The sequence below is a fragment of the Lentzea xinjiangensis genome, assembly GCF_900110955.1.
GTDB lineage: Bacteria > Actinomycetota > Actinomycetes > Mycobacteriales > Pseudonocardiaceae > Lentzea > Lentzea xinjiangensis.
This window is the reverse complement of sequence record NZ_FOFR01000001.1, coordinates 68,732-84,270: the sequence shown is the minus strand read 5'-3', so window position 1 is coordinate 84,270 and position 15,539 is coordinate 68,732. Positions and strand designations below refer to the sequence as shown.

General features: G+C 73.0%; 16 protein-coding genes. 7 read left to right on the top strand and 9 right to left on the bottom strand.

Features of this window, described 5'->3' with window-relative positions; all coding sequences use genetic code 11:
• Positions 1-41 precede the first annotated feature (41 nt).
• The 3 genes from BMW88_RS00430 to BMW88_RS00420 all read right to left on the bottom strand — a co-directional run bounded on the left by BMW88_RS00430 (position 42) and on the right by BMW88_RS00420 (position 2,930).
• A complete protein-coding gene (locus tag BMW88_RS00430) occupies positions 42-1,229 on the bottom strand; it encodes an arginine deiminase (RefSeq protein WP_089948179.1) in 1,188 nt (395 codons plus the stop codon).
• 147 nt (positions 1,230-1,376) lie between these two features.
• Positions 1,377-2,075 carry a CPBP family intramembrane glutamic endopeptidase gene (locus BMW88_RS00425; protein ID WP_089949378.1) on the bottom strand — a complete coding sequence of 233 codons (699 nt, stop codon included), beginning with the start codon at positions 2,073-2,075 and terminating at the stop codon, positions 1,377-1,379.
• 90 nt (positions 2,076-2,165) lie between these two features.
• Positions 2,166-2,930 carry a DUF2470 domain-containing protein gene (locus BMW88_RS00420; protein WP_089948177.1) on the bottom strand — a complete coding sequence of 255 codons (765 nt, stop codon included), beginning with the start codon at positions 2,928-2,930 and terminating at the stop codon, positions 2,166-2,168.
• Between the two features lie 77 nt (positions 2,931-3,007).
• Between BMW88_RS00420 and BMW88_RS00415 the strand changes: the two genes are divergently transcribed.
• Together BMW88_RS00415 and BMW88_RS00410 are read left to right on the top strand one after the other, a co-directional pair.
• Positions 3,008-3,472 carry a hypothetical protein gene (locus BMW88_RS00415; RefSeq protein ID WP_245777485.1) on the top strand — a complete coding sequence of 155 codons (465 nt, stop codon included), beginning with the start codon at positions 3,008-3,010 and terminating at the stop codon, positions 3,470-3,472.
• 20 nt (positions 3,473-3,492) lie between these two features.
• Complete coding sequence (locus BMW88_RS00410) at positions 3,493-3,954, top strand: hypothetical protein (protein ID WP_089948176.1); 462 nt, start codon at positions 3,493-3,495, stop codon at positions 3,952-3,954.
• Here the strand turns inward: BMW88_RS00410 and BMW88_RS00405 are convergent.
• The 6 genes from BMW88_RS00405 to BMW88_RS00385 form a co-directional block, all read right to left on the bottom strand.
• A complete protein-coding gene (locus tag BMW88_RS00405) occupies positions 3,951-4,310 on the bottom strand; it encodes an NAD-dependent epimerase/dehydratase family protein (protein ID WP_089948174.1) in 360 nt (119 codons plus the stop codon). The genes BMW88_RS00410 and BMW88_RS00405 overlap by 4 nt on opposite strands.
• Positions 4,311-4,340: 30 nt before the next feature.
• Complete coding sequence (locus BMW88_RS43925; protein WP_281249352.1) at positions 4,341-4,475, bottom strand: hypothetical protein; 135 nt, start codon at positions 4,473-4,475, stop codon at positions 4,341-4,343.
• Positions 4,476-4,598: 123 nt separating this feature from the next.
• Positions 4,599-5,741 carry a VWA domain-containing protein gene (locus BMW88_RS00400; RefSeq protein ID WP_089948173.1) on the bottom strand — a complete coding sequence of 381 codons (1,143 nt, stop codon included), beginning with the start codon at positions 5,739-5,741 and terminating at the stop codon, positions 4,599-4,601.
• On the bottom strand, positions 5,738-6,370 hold the full coding sequence (locus BMW88_RS00395; protein ID WP_089948171.1) for an IclR family transcriptional regulator: 633 nt from the start codon (positions 6,368-6,370) through the stop codon (positions 5,738-5,740). The genes BMW88_RS00400 and BMW88_RS00395 overlap by 4 nt, the downstream gene beginning before the upstream one ends.
• A complete protein-coding gene (locus BMW88_RS00390) occupies positions 6,370-7,533 on the bottom strand; it encodes a fumarylacetoacetate hydrolase family protein (RefSeq protein WP_089948169.1) in 1,164 nt (387 codons plus the stop codon). The genes BMW88_RS00395 and BMW88_RS00390 overlap by 1 nt, the downstream gene beginning before the upstream one ends.
• Positions 7,530-8,393, bottom strand: a complete 864-nt coding sequence (locus tag BMW88_RS00385) for a hypothetical protein (protein WP_089948167.1) — start codon at positions 8,391-8,393, stop codon at positions 7,530-7,532. Before BMW88_RS00385 ends, BMW88_RS00390 begins: the two co-directional genes overlap by 4 nt.
• Before the next feature lie 69 nt (positions 8,394-8,462).
• On the opposite strand from BMW88_RS00385, the gene BMW88_RS00380 reads away from it, so the two are divergent.
• From BMW88_RS00380 to BMW88_RS00360, 5 genes are read left to right on the top strand one after another with little or no spacing between them, the layout of a single operon-like run.
• Entirely contained in the window at positions 8,463-9,635 is a 1,173-nt protein-coding gene (locus BMW88_RS00380) for a homogentisate 1,2-dioxygenase (RefSeq protein WP_089948166.1), read from the top strand.
• Between the two features lie 33 nt (positions 9,636-9,668).
• Entirely contained in the window at positions 9,669-10,832 is a 1,164-nt protein-coding gene (locus BMW88_RS00375; RefSeq protein ID WP_089948164.1) for an SWIM zinc finger family protein, read from the top strand.
• The gene (locus tag BMW88_RS42615; protein WP_089948162.1) at positions 10,829-12,310 is read left to right on the top strand and encodes a DUF5691 domain-containing protein; all 1,482 of its coding nucleotides are present in this window, start codon (positions 10,829-10,831) and stop codon (positions 12,308-12,310) included. The genes BMW88_RS00375 and BMW88_RS42615 overlap by 4 nt, the downstream gene beginning before the upstream one ends.
• Positions 12,307-13,392 (top strand): ATP-binding protein, encoded by a 1,086-nt coding sequence (locus BMW88_RS00365; protein ID WP_089948161.1) that lies wholly within the window; start codon positions 12,307-12,309, stop codon positions 13,390-13,392. Before BMW88_RS42615 ends, BMW88_RS00365 begins: the two co-directional genes overlap by 4 nt.
• Entirely contained in the window at positions 13,385-15,523 is a 2,139-nt protein-coding gene (locus BMW88_RS00360; RefSeq protein ID WP_245777484.1) for a DUF5682 family protein, read from the top strand. The genes BMW88_RS00365 and BMW88_RS00360 overlap by 8 nt, the downstream gene beginning before the upstream one ends.
• Positions 15,524-15,539 lie beyond the last annotated feature (16 nt).

Here is a 15,539-nt window from a genome sequence, read left to right as displayed (position 1 = left end):
CGGAAAGGTAATCCAAACAAAGGTTAGGCATTCCTCACAGGTCACACCAATGGCGCGCGGTCGATCGGGCAGGACATGCACCGCGGGCCGCCGCGGCCGGAGCCCAGCTCCGAACCGGCGATCCGCAGCACCTCCACGCCCGCGTCCTCCAGGCGTGCGTTCGTCTCCACGTTGCGCTCGTACGCCACGACCAGACCGGGGCCGACCGCCAGCGTGTTGTTGCCGTCGTCCCACTGCTCGCGCTCGGCGGTGACGACGTCGAGACCGGTGTCGATCACCCGGAGCCGCTCGATCCCCATTGCCTCGGCGGCCGCCTCCAGGAACGGCACGGGGCCGTCCACGCGCACGCCGCCCTCGCCGTCGGCGCGCAGCGGGTAGGCCGTCAGGTTGTGCCTGATCGCCGGGTACATCACCACTGCGTCGCGGTCGACCATCGTGCAGACGGTGTCGAGGTGCATCGTGGCGCGCTCCTGCGCGATCGGCACCGCCAGCACCGTGTGTGCGAGGCCGTCGGCCAGGGCGGACCGCGCGAACGACTCGGCGCCCGCCGGGGTGGTGCGCTCGCCGACGCCGATGGCGATCACGCCCGGCGCGAGCAGCAGCACGTCGCCGCCCTCCAGCGGCGCCGAGTGCGCGCCGTACGCGCGGCCCGTGCGGCGGAACCGCGGGTGGTAGGCGTAGATCAGGTCCGTCAGCGTCGTCTCGCGGTCGCGGGCGGGCAGCGCGAGGGAGGTGATGGCCACGCGGTCGCCGACCCAGACCGACGAGTCGCGGGTGAAGAGCAGGTTCGGCAGCGGGTCGACGGCGAAGTCGATCGGCAGGTGCATCCTGCGCACCAGCGACGCGCCCTCGGCCGCCGGCAGCTCCTCGAAGGTCATGCCGGTCATCAGCACCTGCGCGAGCTGCGGGGCCGGCAGCGAGGTGAGGTGGCTGCGCAGCGCGTCGGCGAGGTCGATGCCGAGGCGGCGCTCGTTGACGGCGCTGTGGACGCCCGCGATGCGCGCGCGGTTGTCCTCCAGCGCCTGCACCAGGACGTCCGACAGCAGCAGGACCTCGACACCGCGGGAAGTCAGCGTCGCGGCGAACGCGTCGTGCTCCTCCTGGGCCCGGCCGACCCACGGCACGCCGTCGAACAGCAGCTGGTCGTTGTTGCGCGGGGTGAGCCTCTTGAGCTCGTTGCCCGGCCGGTGCAGCAGCACCGTGCGCAACGGGCCCACCTCGCTGTCCACGCGGGGCGCGGCGTCGGGGAGTGCTTCCGTTTCGGCGATCGTGTGCGCAGTCACCGGACGAGCGTAACGCTGAACAGCACAAATCGCCGCTTGTGAGCAAAAATCCGCAACGAATCGCGGGTGGATCCCAATTTCACTACCGACTTGTTAGGGCAACCAGCTCACTTTGCCTCGCAACATTGTGTAGCCCACGAAGGCCACCACGTCGAGGATCGTGTGCGCGACGACCAACGGCCACAACCGCTTCGTGCGCTGCCAGTAGAACCCGAAGACCAGCCCCATGACCAGGTTGCCGACGAACCCGCCGAAGCCCTGGTAGAGGTGGTACGACCCGCGCAGCACGGCGGCCGCGAAGAGCGCCGGGTACTGCCGCCAGCCGAGCTGCTGCAACCGCGTGATCAGGTACCCGACGACGAGCACCTCCTCCGCCCACGCGTTGCCGGCGGCGGCGAGGACCAGCGCCACGCTCATCCACCACTGGTCGTCCAACGTGGACGGCTGCACGGCGAGGTTCAGCCCGAGCGCCCAGGCGGCGAAGTAGAACGCGAGGCCGGGGATGCCGATGATCGCCGCCAGCCCCAGCGCGCCGAGGGCGTCCGCGCGCTTGCGGGTGCCGTCGAGCCCGATGACGCGCAGCTTGATCCCGGTGCGCCACAACAGGTACAGGCCGATGCCGCCCCACGCGGCGAGCTGGAGCACGCCGAGTAGCTGCGCCACCAGGTCGAGCAGGTCGGCGCGCGCCTGCGGGACGTTGATCGCGACGGACTGCTCGTTCAGCGGGGCCGGCTGCAACAGGCTGTCGACCAGCCGCACGAGGCTGCGCAGGCCGGACAGCCCGAGGGTCATGCCGAAGACGATGAGCAGCTCGATCTGGTAACCGCGCTTCTCGGCGTCGGGGATCAAGGTCACCCGCGTGACGCTACCGCCGGCGCGGACTCAGCTCCTGGCCAGGAACGGGCAACCCATCAGCCGCCGCAGCTCGGCGGCCAGCTCCTGCGGCGTGCTCACCGGCTTGGAGAACGCGATCCGCACGTCGTGGTCGTCGCACTCCGCCTCGACCCGCAGCCGCAGCCCGAACCGGTCGAGGCCGAGCGGCCGCACGTGCCCCTTCCTCAGCTCCTCCGGCAGGTGGCGGGCCAGTTGGCCGACGACGTCGCGGTGCGCCACCTCCAGGTGCCGCAGCCAGTGGTCCTCGTTGCGGCAGAACGGGTCCGGCGTCGCGCTCGCGAACTGCTCCGGCCGGATCGACGCCGTGCCCTCGGCGTCGGCGATCACCATCGAGGCGGGGGTGAGCCGCAGCACCGAGGCGCCGTGGCCCGCGTCGAGCAGCCGGTGGTCCGGCCGCACGTCGGCGACCGCGAGGACCTCCTCGCGCGCCTCCCGGTCGTCGAGCGCGGCGACCCAGCCGGTGAGCCAGAGCAGGCCGCGGACGGGTTCGCGCAACGCCACCGGCGCCTGGTCGGCGATCTCCAGCATCGCCGTCACCTCGGTCCGCGGGGCCTGCCACAGCTGCCCGACCAGCGGGTGCTCGTCGGGCAGCAGCAGGATCGTGGTCCCGCACGGGTGCACGTGGTGGAACAACGGGCTCGTGCGGGTGCCCGCCTGGGGGAGCAGTGCGGCCTGACCACCGCGGGCCGCGATCGTGCGGGCGCGCTCAGCGGCGTGCGGCGCCGGTGGGCGCCTGGTCTGGGTGTCGGTCACCGCTCCACCTCCTCGAAGGTTAGGCAAGCCTAACTTAGTGCTGCCCGCGGAGGAAGCGTCACCTGTACGGTGGACGGGTGGTCGTGCCCAGCAAGCCGTCCACCGAGGTGACGGCGCTCGACGATCGGTGGACCCTGCACTGCGTGGACCGGGCGAGCCGTCGCGCCCTGTTGTGGACGGTGCTCGCCGCCGCGGCCTTCGTGCTGCAGTTCGTGCTGGTCCTCGTGTGGTCGTGGTCCTCACCGGTGGCGCTCGTCCTGTTGTTCTTCGCCGCGGCCGTGCTCTGGGCGGTCACGCGGCGGCGGCCGGTCCGCCTGCCGGAGGGGCAGCCGTGGATCTTCGCGCGCGCGGAGTGGAAAGGCGGCAGGCTGGTCGTGCTGGCGCAGCCGCCGTTGTTGCTGTCCCTGCGCGTGGGACCGTTCCTGCGCGGGCGGATCGCACGGCACCGGCGCGTGTGGTTCGTGCCGCCGGACGCCGCGGGCAACACCGTCGTGACCTTCCGCGGTGTCCCCCGATTGATTCCCGCCCGAGTGTTTCGATGATCATCTGACAGGCTATGCCAGTGGACGTGCACGTGACCACGGCGTGGAGTGACACCTGCCTCGCGCGGGCGGATCGGCGCGCCGTCGGCCACATCTTCCTCGCGCTCGTGGCCCTCGGTCTCGTGCTGATGATCGACTGGATCTGGCTCACCGTGCTGTCCGTGCCGGTGGTGCTGGAGCTGGCCGCGCCGGGGCTGCGGCACTTCTTCACCCGGCGCGGCACCGTCCAGCTCATCGAGCGGTTCCCGTGGCGCCCGGTCCAGGTGAGCTTCGTGCCGGGCAAGCGCATCGGACGTCAGGCCTACCTGCGGGTCGACGGCTCGGAGAACGACCTGCGGCTCCCCGAGATGCCCGAGCGCGCGCGGGTGCTCGTCCGGCACACCGGCCGGGTGTGGATCGCGGGTCCGGACGAGCGCGGGCGCGTGGTGGCGATGACGCGAGGCCTCGCGTTCCTCACGCGTGGCCGGGTGGTGGACCGCTAGAGCCCGGCCGCCCGCCACGCCCGGTGGTGCCGCTCGGGCGCGTCGGTGAACGACGCGTGCCGCGGCCGCCACCCGAGCAGCCGGTGGGCCTTGGCGCTCGACACGAGCTCGTCCTGGTCGGCGGCCATCTGCATCATCCCGCCCGCTTCCGCGGTCTCCAGCGCGATCTCCCCGTCGTAGCCGGCCGCGCGCACGGCCACGCGCTGCACCTCCAGTGCCGGCATGCGCTGGTCGTCGGCGATCACGAACACCTCACCGTCCACGGCGGAGGGCCGGTCGAGGATGCGGACGTAGGCCTCGGCGAGGTCGTCGACGTGCACGAAGCTCCAGCGCTTGGCGACGTCGCCGTAGAACACCGGCGTGCCCGCCCCGGCCGCCGCGAACCACTAGGACAGGTACTGCTCCTCCCGGTCCTCGACGAGCCGGGCGGCGAACTCGCTCTGCCCGTGGAAGCCGAAGTGCCACAGCGGCGCCAGGTGCTCCTCCAGGCCGAACCCCGGCAGGTAGCACTCGCTCAGCACGAGCCTGCGCGCGGCCCAGCCGGCTCACCTGGCGAGCGCGCGGAACCGGGTGCTGGACCGGATTCCCGCCGAGCTGCTGCCAGAGCTGGCCAGGACCGTCGCGGCGCTCGCCGACGCGCTGGCCTAACGGCCCGTCGCGATGCCCTCGGCCTCGGCCCACTGCGTGAGGTCGTCCTTGCGCAGCGCCGCCGCCAGCAGCTCGGGGAACTTGTCCGGCGTGCAGGCGAACGCGGGCGCGCCCAGCGCCGAGAGCTGCGCGGCCAGCTCGTGGTCGTAGGCGGGCGTGCCGGAGTCGCTGAGCGCCAGGAGGTTCACCACCGTGACACCGCTCGCGACCAGCTCGCGGACCCGGCGCCGCAGGTCGGTCTCCGACCCGCCCTCGTACAGGTCGCTGATGATCACGACGACCGTGTCGGTGGGCCGGCGGACGAGGGTCTGGGCGTAGGCGACCGCGCGGTTGATGTCCGTGCCGCCGCCGAGCTGGGCGCTGAACAGCAGCTCCACCGGGTCGCTGAGCTGGTCGGTCAGGTCCGCGACCTCGGTGTCGAACACGACGAGCCTGGTCGAGACCGAGCGGATGGACGCGAGCGCCGACCCCAGGACCGCCGCGTGCACCAGCGAGTCCGCCATCGAGCCCGACTGGTCGACGAGCAGGACCACGTCCCGCATCGCCGCGGCCCGGCTGCGCCTGCGGTGGCCGATCAGGTCCTCGACGATCACCGTCCGGTGCCGCGGCTGGTAGTTCTTGAGGTTCGCCTTGATCGTGCTCGCCCAGTCGACGTCCGGGAGCTGCGGCCGGTGCGTGCGCCTGGACCTGTCGACGGCGCCCCGCACCGCCTCGACGAGCCGGTCCGCCAGGCGCCGCTCGATGTCCTCGACGACCTTGCGCACCACGGCCTTCGCGGTGTCGCGGGTGCGGGCGGGGATGGCGCGGGAAAGTTGCAGCAGGGTGCTGACGAGGTTCACGTCCGGCTCGACGGCCTGCAACAGCTCGGGTTCGAGCAGGAGCTGCCGGAGGCCGAGCTTCTCGACCGCGTCGCGTTGCATCACCTGCACGACGGACGTGGGGAAGTACTTGCGGACGTCGCCCAGCCACCGGTGCAGTTGCGGGGAGCTGGCGCCGAGGCCCGCGCCGCGGTCGCCACCGCCGCCGTAGAGGCCTGTGAGCGCGCTGTCGCGCCGTTGGTCGTCATCGCCGAGCTGCGCCACGTCCTCCGCGCTCGGTCCCAGGAGCAACCGCCACCGCCTGAGCCGTTCCTCGCTCATTTGAGCGCCGCCGCCACTTCTTCGGCCGCGCGCACGACGTGCGGGCCGATGACGTCCGCGTCGAGCTTCTCCAGCGCCACGACGCCGACCGACGCCCGCAGGCCGGGGACGCCGCGCACCGGCGCCGCGACGCCGTACGCGTTCGGCTGCAGCTCACCGGTGGAGACGACCCAGTCGTCCACGGGCTGCGAGATGGCCCTGCCCGCCGCCCCGCGGTGCACCGGGTGGCGGGAACCCACCCGGTACGCCACGTGGAAAGCGGTCCACGACGGTTCGACGACCGCGACGGCCTGGGCCTCGCCGCCGTCCGCGACGGTCAGGTGCGCGGTGGCGCCGACCTTCTCCGCGAGCTCTCGCAGAGCGGGGTTGGCCGCCATCCGGAGCTGGGGCAGCACGTTGGAGGCGAGCCGCAGCACGCCGAGGCCCAGCCGGACCTTCGAGCCCTCCCGGCGCACGAGCCCGCGCGCCTGCAACGGCACGAGGAGCCGGTAGACGGCGGCCCTGGACGCGCCGATGGCCGTGGCGAGCTCCGAGATCGACGGTGCCTCGGACTCCGCCTCCGCGACCGCTTGGAGCAGCGCCAGACCCCGTTCCAGGGTCAGCGAGCTCTCCTTCGTCGCTCCGACCATCACGCACTCCGAACTGTGCCCACCACCTCGGCGAGACCGACCACGGAGCCGCCTTCACCCGGTGCCGTCGCGGTCAGCCTGACCGTGTCGCCGTCCTCCAGGAAGGACCTCGTGGTGCCGTCGTCGAGCTTGAACGGTTCTTTTCCACCCCAGCTGAGCTCGAGGAACGAGCCCCGCTCGTGCTTGTCCGGTCCGGAGACCGTGCCGGAGGCGAACAGATCACCAGGGCGCACCGTAGCGCCGTTCACGGTCATGTGCGCCAGCTGTTGCACAAATGACCACGACATCTCCCGGAACGGGGGCCGCGCGACGACCGTGTCGTTGAGCTCCACCGTGATGGTGATGTCCAGGCCCCAGGGCTGATCGCACGTCAGGTAGTCGTGCAGCTTGTTCGGCAGCGGCGGCGTCGGGACGCGTGCAACTGAGAACGCCTCCAGCGGGGTGATCCACGCGCTGATCGACGTCGCGAACGACTTGGCGAGGAACGGCCCGAGGGGCTGGTACTCCCACGCCTGGATGTCGCGCGCCGACCAGTCGTTGACCAGCGCGACGCCGAAGACGTGCTCGGCGGCCCTGCTCGTGGACACGTTGGCCGCCTGCGGCCCACCGCAGACGAACCCGACCTCGGCCTCGATGTCGAGGCGCTCGGAGGGCCCGAACTTCGGGCCCTCGCTGCCGCGCTTCTGGCCGCTGGGGCGGACGACGTCGGTGCCGGAGACGTACACCGTGCCGGCGCGGCCGTGGTAGCCGATCGGCAGGTGCGTCCAGTTCGGGGTGAGCGGGTCGCCGTCGGGGCGGAACATCCGCCCGACGTTCTCCGCGTGGTGCCTGCTCGAGTAGAAGTCCACGTAGTCGCCGACCGTGAACGGCAGCTTCGCCGTCTCGATCCCGACGAGCTCCGCGCCCCTGGGGGCGGAGCTCGCCCTGACGATCTCCTTCAGCTTGGCCCGCAGCGCGCTCCAGACCGGCCTGCCCGCCCGCAGCAGCGGGTCGAGCGAGTCGCCCTGGACGTACTCGCCGCACTTGCCCAGGGCGAGGCTGCGCAACAGCAGCGCCCGGTCGCCGACGCGGACGGCCACGCCCCCGTCGACGATGCCGTAGGGCAGGGTCTGCGGTCCGAACGGCTGGTCCTCGCTGAAGTTCGGGTCGCTGATCCAGCTCACAGCAGTCCAAGCTCCTCTAGGTCGGCGATCGGTTCGGCCAGCGAGCACGAGCCGTAGCTCGCGAAGACACCGCGCACGGCGTGCGCGGCCTGGTCGCTGAGCGCCTTGGCCTCGGCGGTGAGCGCCTCGGCGTCGGTGCTCGCGAGTGCCTCGCGGACGTCGCGGCCGCTCAGGCTGCGCGCCGTCGCGACGAGGAGGTTCAGGAAGCCGTGGTGGGTGAAGCCCTGCTCGTCGGTGTGGCGGACGGCCTTGTGCAGGCCCGCGGTCGCCTTGAACGCGACGCCACCACCGCTCACGACGGACAGGAAGTCCGCGACCTCGTCGACGCTCGGGAAGTTCTCCTGGGAGAGACCTCCGCAGCGCAGCTTGGGCCAGCTGCCGTGCTCGATCACCCGGCGGACGCCGTCGAGCCACTCGGAGCCGCCGCGACGCGGCTCCACGACGCGGATGACGTCCTCGGGGACGAACTCCGACACGCGCTCGAGCCAGACCTCGTCCACATCGGACGGGGCCGGCATCTCGACCATGCGCAGCGCCAGGAGCTCGCTGCGGCTCTCGACGATGGACACCGCCTTCGGCACGCCGCCGAGGCCGGTGTCGATGACGAGGCTGAGCGCGACCGGTTTGGCCGGCTTGACCTTGATGAGTTCGGTGATCAGTTCGGCGAGCCGGGAGGCGGGGCACAGGAAAAGACCCATGACGCCGGACCACTCGCCGACTCGTCCGTCGAGGTGGCCGCGCACCGCGTCGGGCATCGGCGCGTTCCCCGGAGGGAACAGCGCGGCATCGTCCACAAGCCTCGCGAGCAGGGGCGGAGTACCGCGCGGACCGGGCGCACGGAGTTCGACAGCGCTTGACACGGCTGACACGCTAGCCGTGTACCGGCAACTGAACAAAGATGTCCGATAGTCGAACGCTCCGGAGACGTCATGGCCTACTACCGCCAGGTGGGGGAGATCCCCCGAAAGCGCCACACCCAGTTCCGCAAACCGGACGGTGGGCTCTACGCGGAAGAGCTGATGGGAGTCGAGGGGTTCTCGGCCGACTCGGCCCTGCTCTACCACCGGTACCTGCCCACGGCGATCGTGAACGCGGAGACGGTGAAGGACGAGCGCGGCTCCCTCGCGCCGAACCTGCCGCTCAAGCCGCGGCACTTCAAGACGCAGGACCTGACCTGGCCCTCCGACGACGTCGACGCCGTCACCGGCCGCCGCAAGCTGTTCGGCAACCCGGACGTGACCATCGGCTTCGTGGTCGCCTCCGCGCCCTCGCCGTTGTACCGCAACGCCTCCGGTGACGAGCTGCTGTACGTGCAGGGCGGCTCCGGTGTCATCGAGACGATCTACGGCGCTCTGGAGGTGGGCGACGGCGACTACGTCGTGATCCCGACCTCGTGCACCTACCGGGTCGTGCCGTCGTCGCCGATGTCGTTGCTCGTGCTGGAGGCGACCGGGCACATCGGGCCGCCGCGCCGGTACCTGTCGAAAGCCGGCCAGTTCCTTGAGCACTCGCCGTACTGCGAGCGCGACATCCGCGGCCCCTCCGAGCCGCTCCTGGCCGAGGGCACCGACGTCGACGTGCTCGTGCGGCACCGCGCGGGGCTCACCAGGTTCACCTACGCGAACCACCCGTTCGACGTCGTCGGCTGGGACGGCCACCTGTACCCGTGGGCGCTCAACATCCGCGACTTCGAGCCGATCACCGGCCGCGTGCACCAGCCGCCACCCGTGCACCAGACGTTCGAGGGCCCGAACTTCGTCGTGTGCTCGTTCTGCCCGCGCAAGGTCGACTACCACCCGCTGGCCGTGCCGGTGCCGTACAACCACGCGAACGTCGACTCCGACGAGCTGATGTTCTACGTGGGCGGCAACTACGAGGCGCGCAAGGGCTCCGGCATCGGCATCGGCTCGATGTCGCTGCACCCGTCCGGCTGCACGCACGGCCCGCAGCCCGGCGCGGTCGAGGCCTCCCTGGGCGTGGACTACTTCGACGAGACCGCGGTCATGGTGGACACCTTCCGGCCGCTGGAGATGGGCGAGGCCGCCGAGGCCTGTGAGGACCCGGCCTACGCGTGGACGTGGGCCCGTCGCGGTCCGGCCTGATTTTCTGTCGGGGGGCCTCGCTAGTTTGGTTCCGTGAGGACACGAGCCGTTCCGACGCGCTGGCAGGGCCTGGGCAAGGCCCTGCCGGTGCTGTGGGGCCTCTACACGGGCTCCGGCTCCGCGCCGTACCGCGTGTGCGTCGACCTGGCCGCGGGCTCCGCGAAGTGCACGTGCCCCTCCCGCAAGTTCCCCTGCAAGCACGCCGTGAGCCTGCAGGAGCTCGACATCCCGGACGCCCTCCCGCCCGACTGGGTCGAGGAGTGGACCCAGCGCAGGGCGGCCCGCGAGCTGGACACCTCACCCGAGGCCGTGGCGCGGCGCGCGCGTTCCCGCGAGAAGACGGCGGCCAACCGCGCGCTGGCCATGTCCTCCGGCATCGACGGCCTGCGCGACTGGCTGCTGGACGTGGCCTCGGCGGGCATCGCGTCCCTGCCCGGCCGCCCGGCGTCGTGGTGGCAGGCGTTCATCGCCCGCATGATCGACGCCCAGGTCCCCGGCGTCGCCTCGGCGGTGGCGGAGGTCCAGGACATCGTCGCCCGCTCCGGCCCCCGCTGGACCTCCGACGTGGCCGACCGCCTGGGCGGCCTCCACCTGCTCTGCCACGTCCAGCCCCGCTCCCGCCTCGGCGTGACGGTGCCCGAGGAGACCGTCCGCGCCTCGCCGGGCGTGTCCGACCGCTGGGTGGCCCTCCTGCGCCTCGAAACCGACGACGGCCGGGTCCGCACCGTGCGGCAGTGGTGCTGGGGCCGTCAGACGGGCCGCTGGGTGGTCGCAATCCGCCACTCAGCCGTGGGAGCCCCCGTCCCGCTGCTGCCCCACGGCCTCGAGTCCTCCGCGCTGGTCCACCAGTACCCCGGCTCGGACCGCGTGGCGCTGGGCGAGCTGACCGGCTCCCGAGCCCCGGTCCCGGTCCCGGCCCCACCGTCCTGGCGCACGGCCCTGGCGTCGCTGGAGCCGATGCTGGTGGCCGACCCGTGGCAACGCCTGTTCCCGCTCGGATGCGCCTCCGTCCGGCTGTGCGGCACCTCGCTGGTCGACGCCTCCGGCCGCGGCCTGCCCGTGCGCGACGACACGGGGCTGGACATGGCCCTGGCGCTGACCGGCGGCGTGCCGTTCGACGCCTGGGGGCTGTGGGACGGGCACGCGGTGCGCCTGGGCGCCATCGCGGTGGACGGCGCCCTGGAGGTGGTGGCGTGAAGGCCGAGTGGTCCAAGACCGTTCAAGACCTCCTCATCGGCACCACCCGCGGCGGCGGTGACCCGGCGGTCCTGCTCGCGGACTGCGCGGCCCTGGGCGTGGCCGCGTTCGGCGCCACCCTCCCGCTGGAGGCGCAGGCCGACCCGCTTCCCCCGGCCCCGCCCGAGACGGCCGCCCTTCCCCGCCCCGCGGCCCGCGCGGTGCTGGAGGCGATCATGAGCCTCGACGACGAGGTCCTCCTGACCGAGTGGTGCGCTCTCGCCAAGGCCGGCGGCGTCGTGGCCGAGCACCGCATGCTCCCCGCCCTGCTCGCCCTCGGCACCGCCCGGCCGGGGCTGCGGCCCGCCGTCGTCGAGGTCCTCGGCACGCGGGGCCGCTGGCTCGCCGGCACCCGGCCCGGCTGGTCCTGGGCGAGCGGTGCCGCACCGCTCGCGCAGGAGGTCCCGCTCGACGAGATCCTCGACCTGCCGAGCGCCCAGCGGGTCCGCGCCCTGCGCCGCCGGCGCAAGGGCGACCCGGAGGGGACGGGCGGCTTCATCAAGGCCGAGTTCGAGGCCTCGCGGCGCTCCACCGACCGACAAGTCCTCGTCAGCGCCCTCGAAACCGCGCTGGGTCCGGCCGACGAGGAACTGCTGGAGACAGCGCTCGACGACCGGGCCGCCGCCGTGCACGACGAGGCGCTGCGGCTGCTGCGCAAGCTGCCCGGCTCCGCCCTCGCGGCGAGGGCGGCCGACCGGCTGGGGCGCGGGCTGACCGAGGACCTCGACGTCCGGGCCGGTGAGCTGTGGACCGCGCCGCCCGACGAGGCCGAGCAGCGCGACCTCATGCGCGACGGGTCCGAGAAGGGCGTGGCCGGGCGCATCCGGGCCGCGGCCGCGAGCGTGCCGCCGTCGTACTGGACCGGGAGGCTGCGGGCCGACGACGCCGGGGCCGCGAAGGTCCTCCGCCGGGGGCCGTGGGCCGCAGCCCTGCTCAGGGGCGTCGCCGACCAGCTCGCCGCGGCACGGGACCCGCGGCCGTGGGCGGTGGCCGCCGCCGAGGCGCTCACCGGCATGGAACAGCTCGAGATGCTGGCGGCACTTCCCGCCGCGGTCGCCGAGCAGGCCGTGGTCGCCGTGTCCGTGAACTGGCACTACGACCTCCTCGACCACGCCTGCGCCCAGCTCCCGGCGCCGTGGTCGGCCGAGACCACCCGCGCTCTGCTGCACCGGTACGCCGCGTTGCCCGACCCGCGCTGGCGAGCGGGCAGGCCGCCGGCCGTCCTGCTGGCCAGGGGTGACGCCGACCTGCTCGGCGCCAACTGGGAGGCTCTGACCCGCCGGTGGCCGGAGAACTCCCTGGAGCTGGAGGTCCTGCGGCTGCGCATCCGGCTGCGCGAGTCCTTCGCCCCACCCGAGCCCGCCCCACCCGAGCCCGACCAGCCAGCGTCGACTCAGCCAGCGCCCACCCAGCCAGCGCCTACCCAGGAGGCCCAGTGACCGCCGTGCTCAGGCCGACGGCCGAACAGCAGTACGCCGCCGAGCTGGACGCCGTCGCGGCCCAGGACGACCGGCAGCGGCCGCCGAACTGGCGGCTGTCCCCGCGGGCGGTGGTCACCTACGTGCTGGGCGGCACGCTGCCCGACGGCACCGTGGTCACCCCGAAGTACGTGGGCTCGAAGCGCCTGGTCGAGGTCGCGGTGGGCACGCTGGTCACGGACAGGGCGTTGCTGCTCGTCGGGGTGCCGGGCACGGCGAAGTCGTGGTTGTCCGAGCACCTCGCGGCGGCGATCAGCGGCGACTCGACGCTCGTGGTCCAGGGCACCGCCGGCACGAGCGAGGACCAGGTCCGCTACGGCTGGAACTACGCCCGTCTCATCGCGGAGGGGCCGAGCGAGAACGCGCTCGTGCCGAGCCCGGTCATGAAGGGCATGCGGCAGGGCTCGGTGGTCAGGGTCGAAGAGCTGACGCGCATGCCGTCCGAGGTGCAGGACTCGTTCATCACCGTGCTGAGCGAGAAGTCGTTGCCGGTCCCGGAGCTCAACTCGCAGGTGCAGGCCGTCCCCGGTTTCACGGTCATCGCCACGGCCAACGACCGCGACCGCGGCGTCAACCAGATGTCGTCGGCGCTTGCGCGGCGCTTCAACACCGTCGTGCTGCCGCCGCCCGCGACCGAGGACGCCGAGGTCGAGATCGTCGTGACCCGTGCGCAGCAGCTCGGCAAGGCGCTCGAGCTGCCGGCCGAGCCGCCCGCGCTCGACGAGGTGCGCCGGGTCGTGCGGATCTTCCGGGAGCTGCGCAACGGTTCCACGGTGGACGGTCGCACGCAGCTGAAGAAGCCGAGCGGCAGCCTGTCCACGGCGGAGGCGATCTCGGTCGTCGCCAACGGGATGGCGCTCGCCGGTCACTTCGGCGACGGCACGCTGGGGGCCGACGAGCTGGCGAGCGGGCTCATCGGCTCGGTCATCAAGGACAGGGTGTCGGACGCGACGGTGTGGCAGGAGTACCTGGAGACGGTGCTGAAGGAGCGCGCCGAGTGGCGCGACCTGTACCGGGCCTGCCTGGACGCGAGCGGTGACTGAGCCGGACCGCGGGCCGGTCCTCCTCGGCATCCGCCACCACGGTCCCGGCTCGGCCCGGATGGTCAAGCGGGCGCTGGAGAAGACGCGACCGGCCCTCATCCTGATCGAGGGGCCGCCGGAGGCGGACGCGCTGCTCGACCACGTCCACGCGCTCACCCCGCCGGTCGCGATCCTGCTGCACGACGAGGCGGAACCGGAGAACGCCGCGTTCTGGCCGTTCGCCGAGTTCTCCCCGGAGTGGCAGGCGCTGCGCTACGCCGACGAGAACGGCACCGCGGTCCGCTTCTTCGACCTGCCGGCGGCGGCCTCGATCGGCGACGACGGCCCGAGCGGCAACGTCGACCCCATCGGCCTGCTCGCCGAGGCGGCGGGCTTCGACGACCCGGAACGCTGGTGGGAGGACGTCGTCGAGCACAGCGCGTCGGACCCGCTGGAGCTCGCGGACGCCATCGCCGAGGCCATGGTCGCCGTGCGGGAGGAGTTCGAGGACGAGGTCGGCGAACGCACGCTCCGGCGAGAAGCGTTCATGCGCCAGACGATCCGCAAGGCGCGCAAGGAGACCGACGGCACGATCGTCGTCGTCTGCGGCGCGTGGCACGTTCCGGCGCTGCTGAGCAAGCCGACGGTCGCCGCGGACACCGCGCTGCTGAAGGGCCTGCGCCGCCGCAAGATCTCCGGCACGTGGGTCCCGTGGAGCCACGGCCAGCTCGCCGCCGAGTCCGGCTACGGCGCCGGTGTCGACTCGCCCGGCTGGTACGCGCACCTCTGGCAGCACCGCGACGACGTCGTCCCGCGGTGGTTCGCCAAAGCCGCGGCCGTGCTCAGGGAGGAGGACCTGCCGGCCTCCACGGCGAGCGCGGTGGAGGCCGTCCGGCTCGCGGAGACCCTCGCGGCGCTGCGGGAACGCCCGAGCGCCGGGCTGAACGAGGTCAACGAGGCGGCGCTCGCGGTGCTCTGCGGCGGCGACGAGGTCCCGCTGCGGCTCGTCCACCGCAAGCTCGTCGTCGGCGAGCGCCTCGGCGAGGTGGGCGAGGCCGTCCCGCGCTCACCGCTGGCGGCGGACCTCCAGCGGCTGCAACGCAGGCTGCGCCTGCCCGCGGACGTCACGCCCAAGCAGCTCAAGCTCGACCTCCGCAAGGACACCGACCGCGAACGCTCGAAGCTCCTGCAACGGCTGGCGGTCCTCGGCGTGCCCTGGGGCAAGCCGGACCGCTCCAACTCCCTCGGCACCTTCGCCGAGGTCTGGCAACTGCGCTGGGACCCCGTCTTCGCGGTGTCCGTCGCGGTGGCCGCCCGCCACGGCACCACCGTCCACACCGCCGCAGAGAACGTCCTCGTCCAGGCCGCCGGGGACGCCACCCGCGTGGCCGACGCCGCGGCCGCCCTGACGAAGTCGGTGGGCTGCGAGCTGCCCAAGGCCGTCGCCGAGGCCCGCAACGCCCTCGACCGCTGCGCCGCCCTCGCCACCGATGCCCTCGAACTGCTCGCGGCCCTGCCGGACCTCGCCCGTACGGTCCGCTACGGCTCGGTGCGCGGCACCGACCCGGAACTGCTGCGCGTGGCCCTGCACGGCCTGCTCACCCGCGGCGCGGTGGGGCTCCCGCTGGCCTGCCGCAACGTCGACGACGAGACCGCGGAGAACGCGCTCGCCACGGTCGACGGCGCCCACGAGGCCACCCGCCTGGCCGCCGACGAGGAGCACCAGCAGACCTGGTGGCGAGCCCTCCACGCGCTGGTGAAGGCAGAGGCCCACGGCCTGCCGACGGGCAGGGCCACCCGGCTGCTCTGGGAGGCGGGTGAGCTGACCAGCGACGACGTCGCCGCCCGCCTGCACCGCAGCGTCGCCACCGCGTTCGTGGCGGGGTTCCTGCGCGGCTCGGCGACCCTGCTGGCCGCCGACCCCCGCCTCTTCGGTCTCATCGACGAGTGGCTGACGGGCCTGCGCGGCGAGGCGTTCGACGACGCGCTGCCCCTGCTCCGCCGGGCCGTCACCGACTTCACGCCCGCCGAGCGGCGCCTGCTCGGCGAACGCGTCGTCGCGGGCCAGACCGCCGCACCGGCCGCCGGCGACGAGTGGGACATCGAGATCGCGGAGCGCCTCGCCGCGCACGTGCGGAGCTTGCTGGCCTGAGTTTGACGACCGCCGG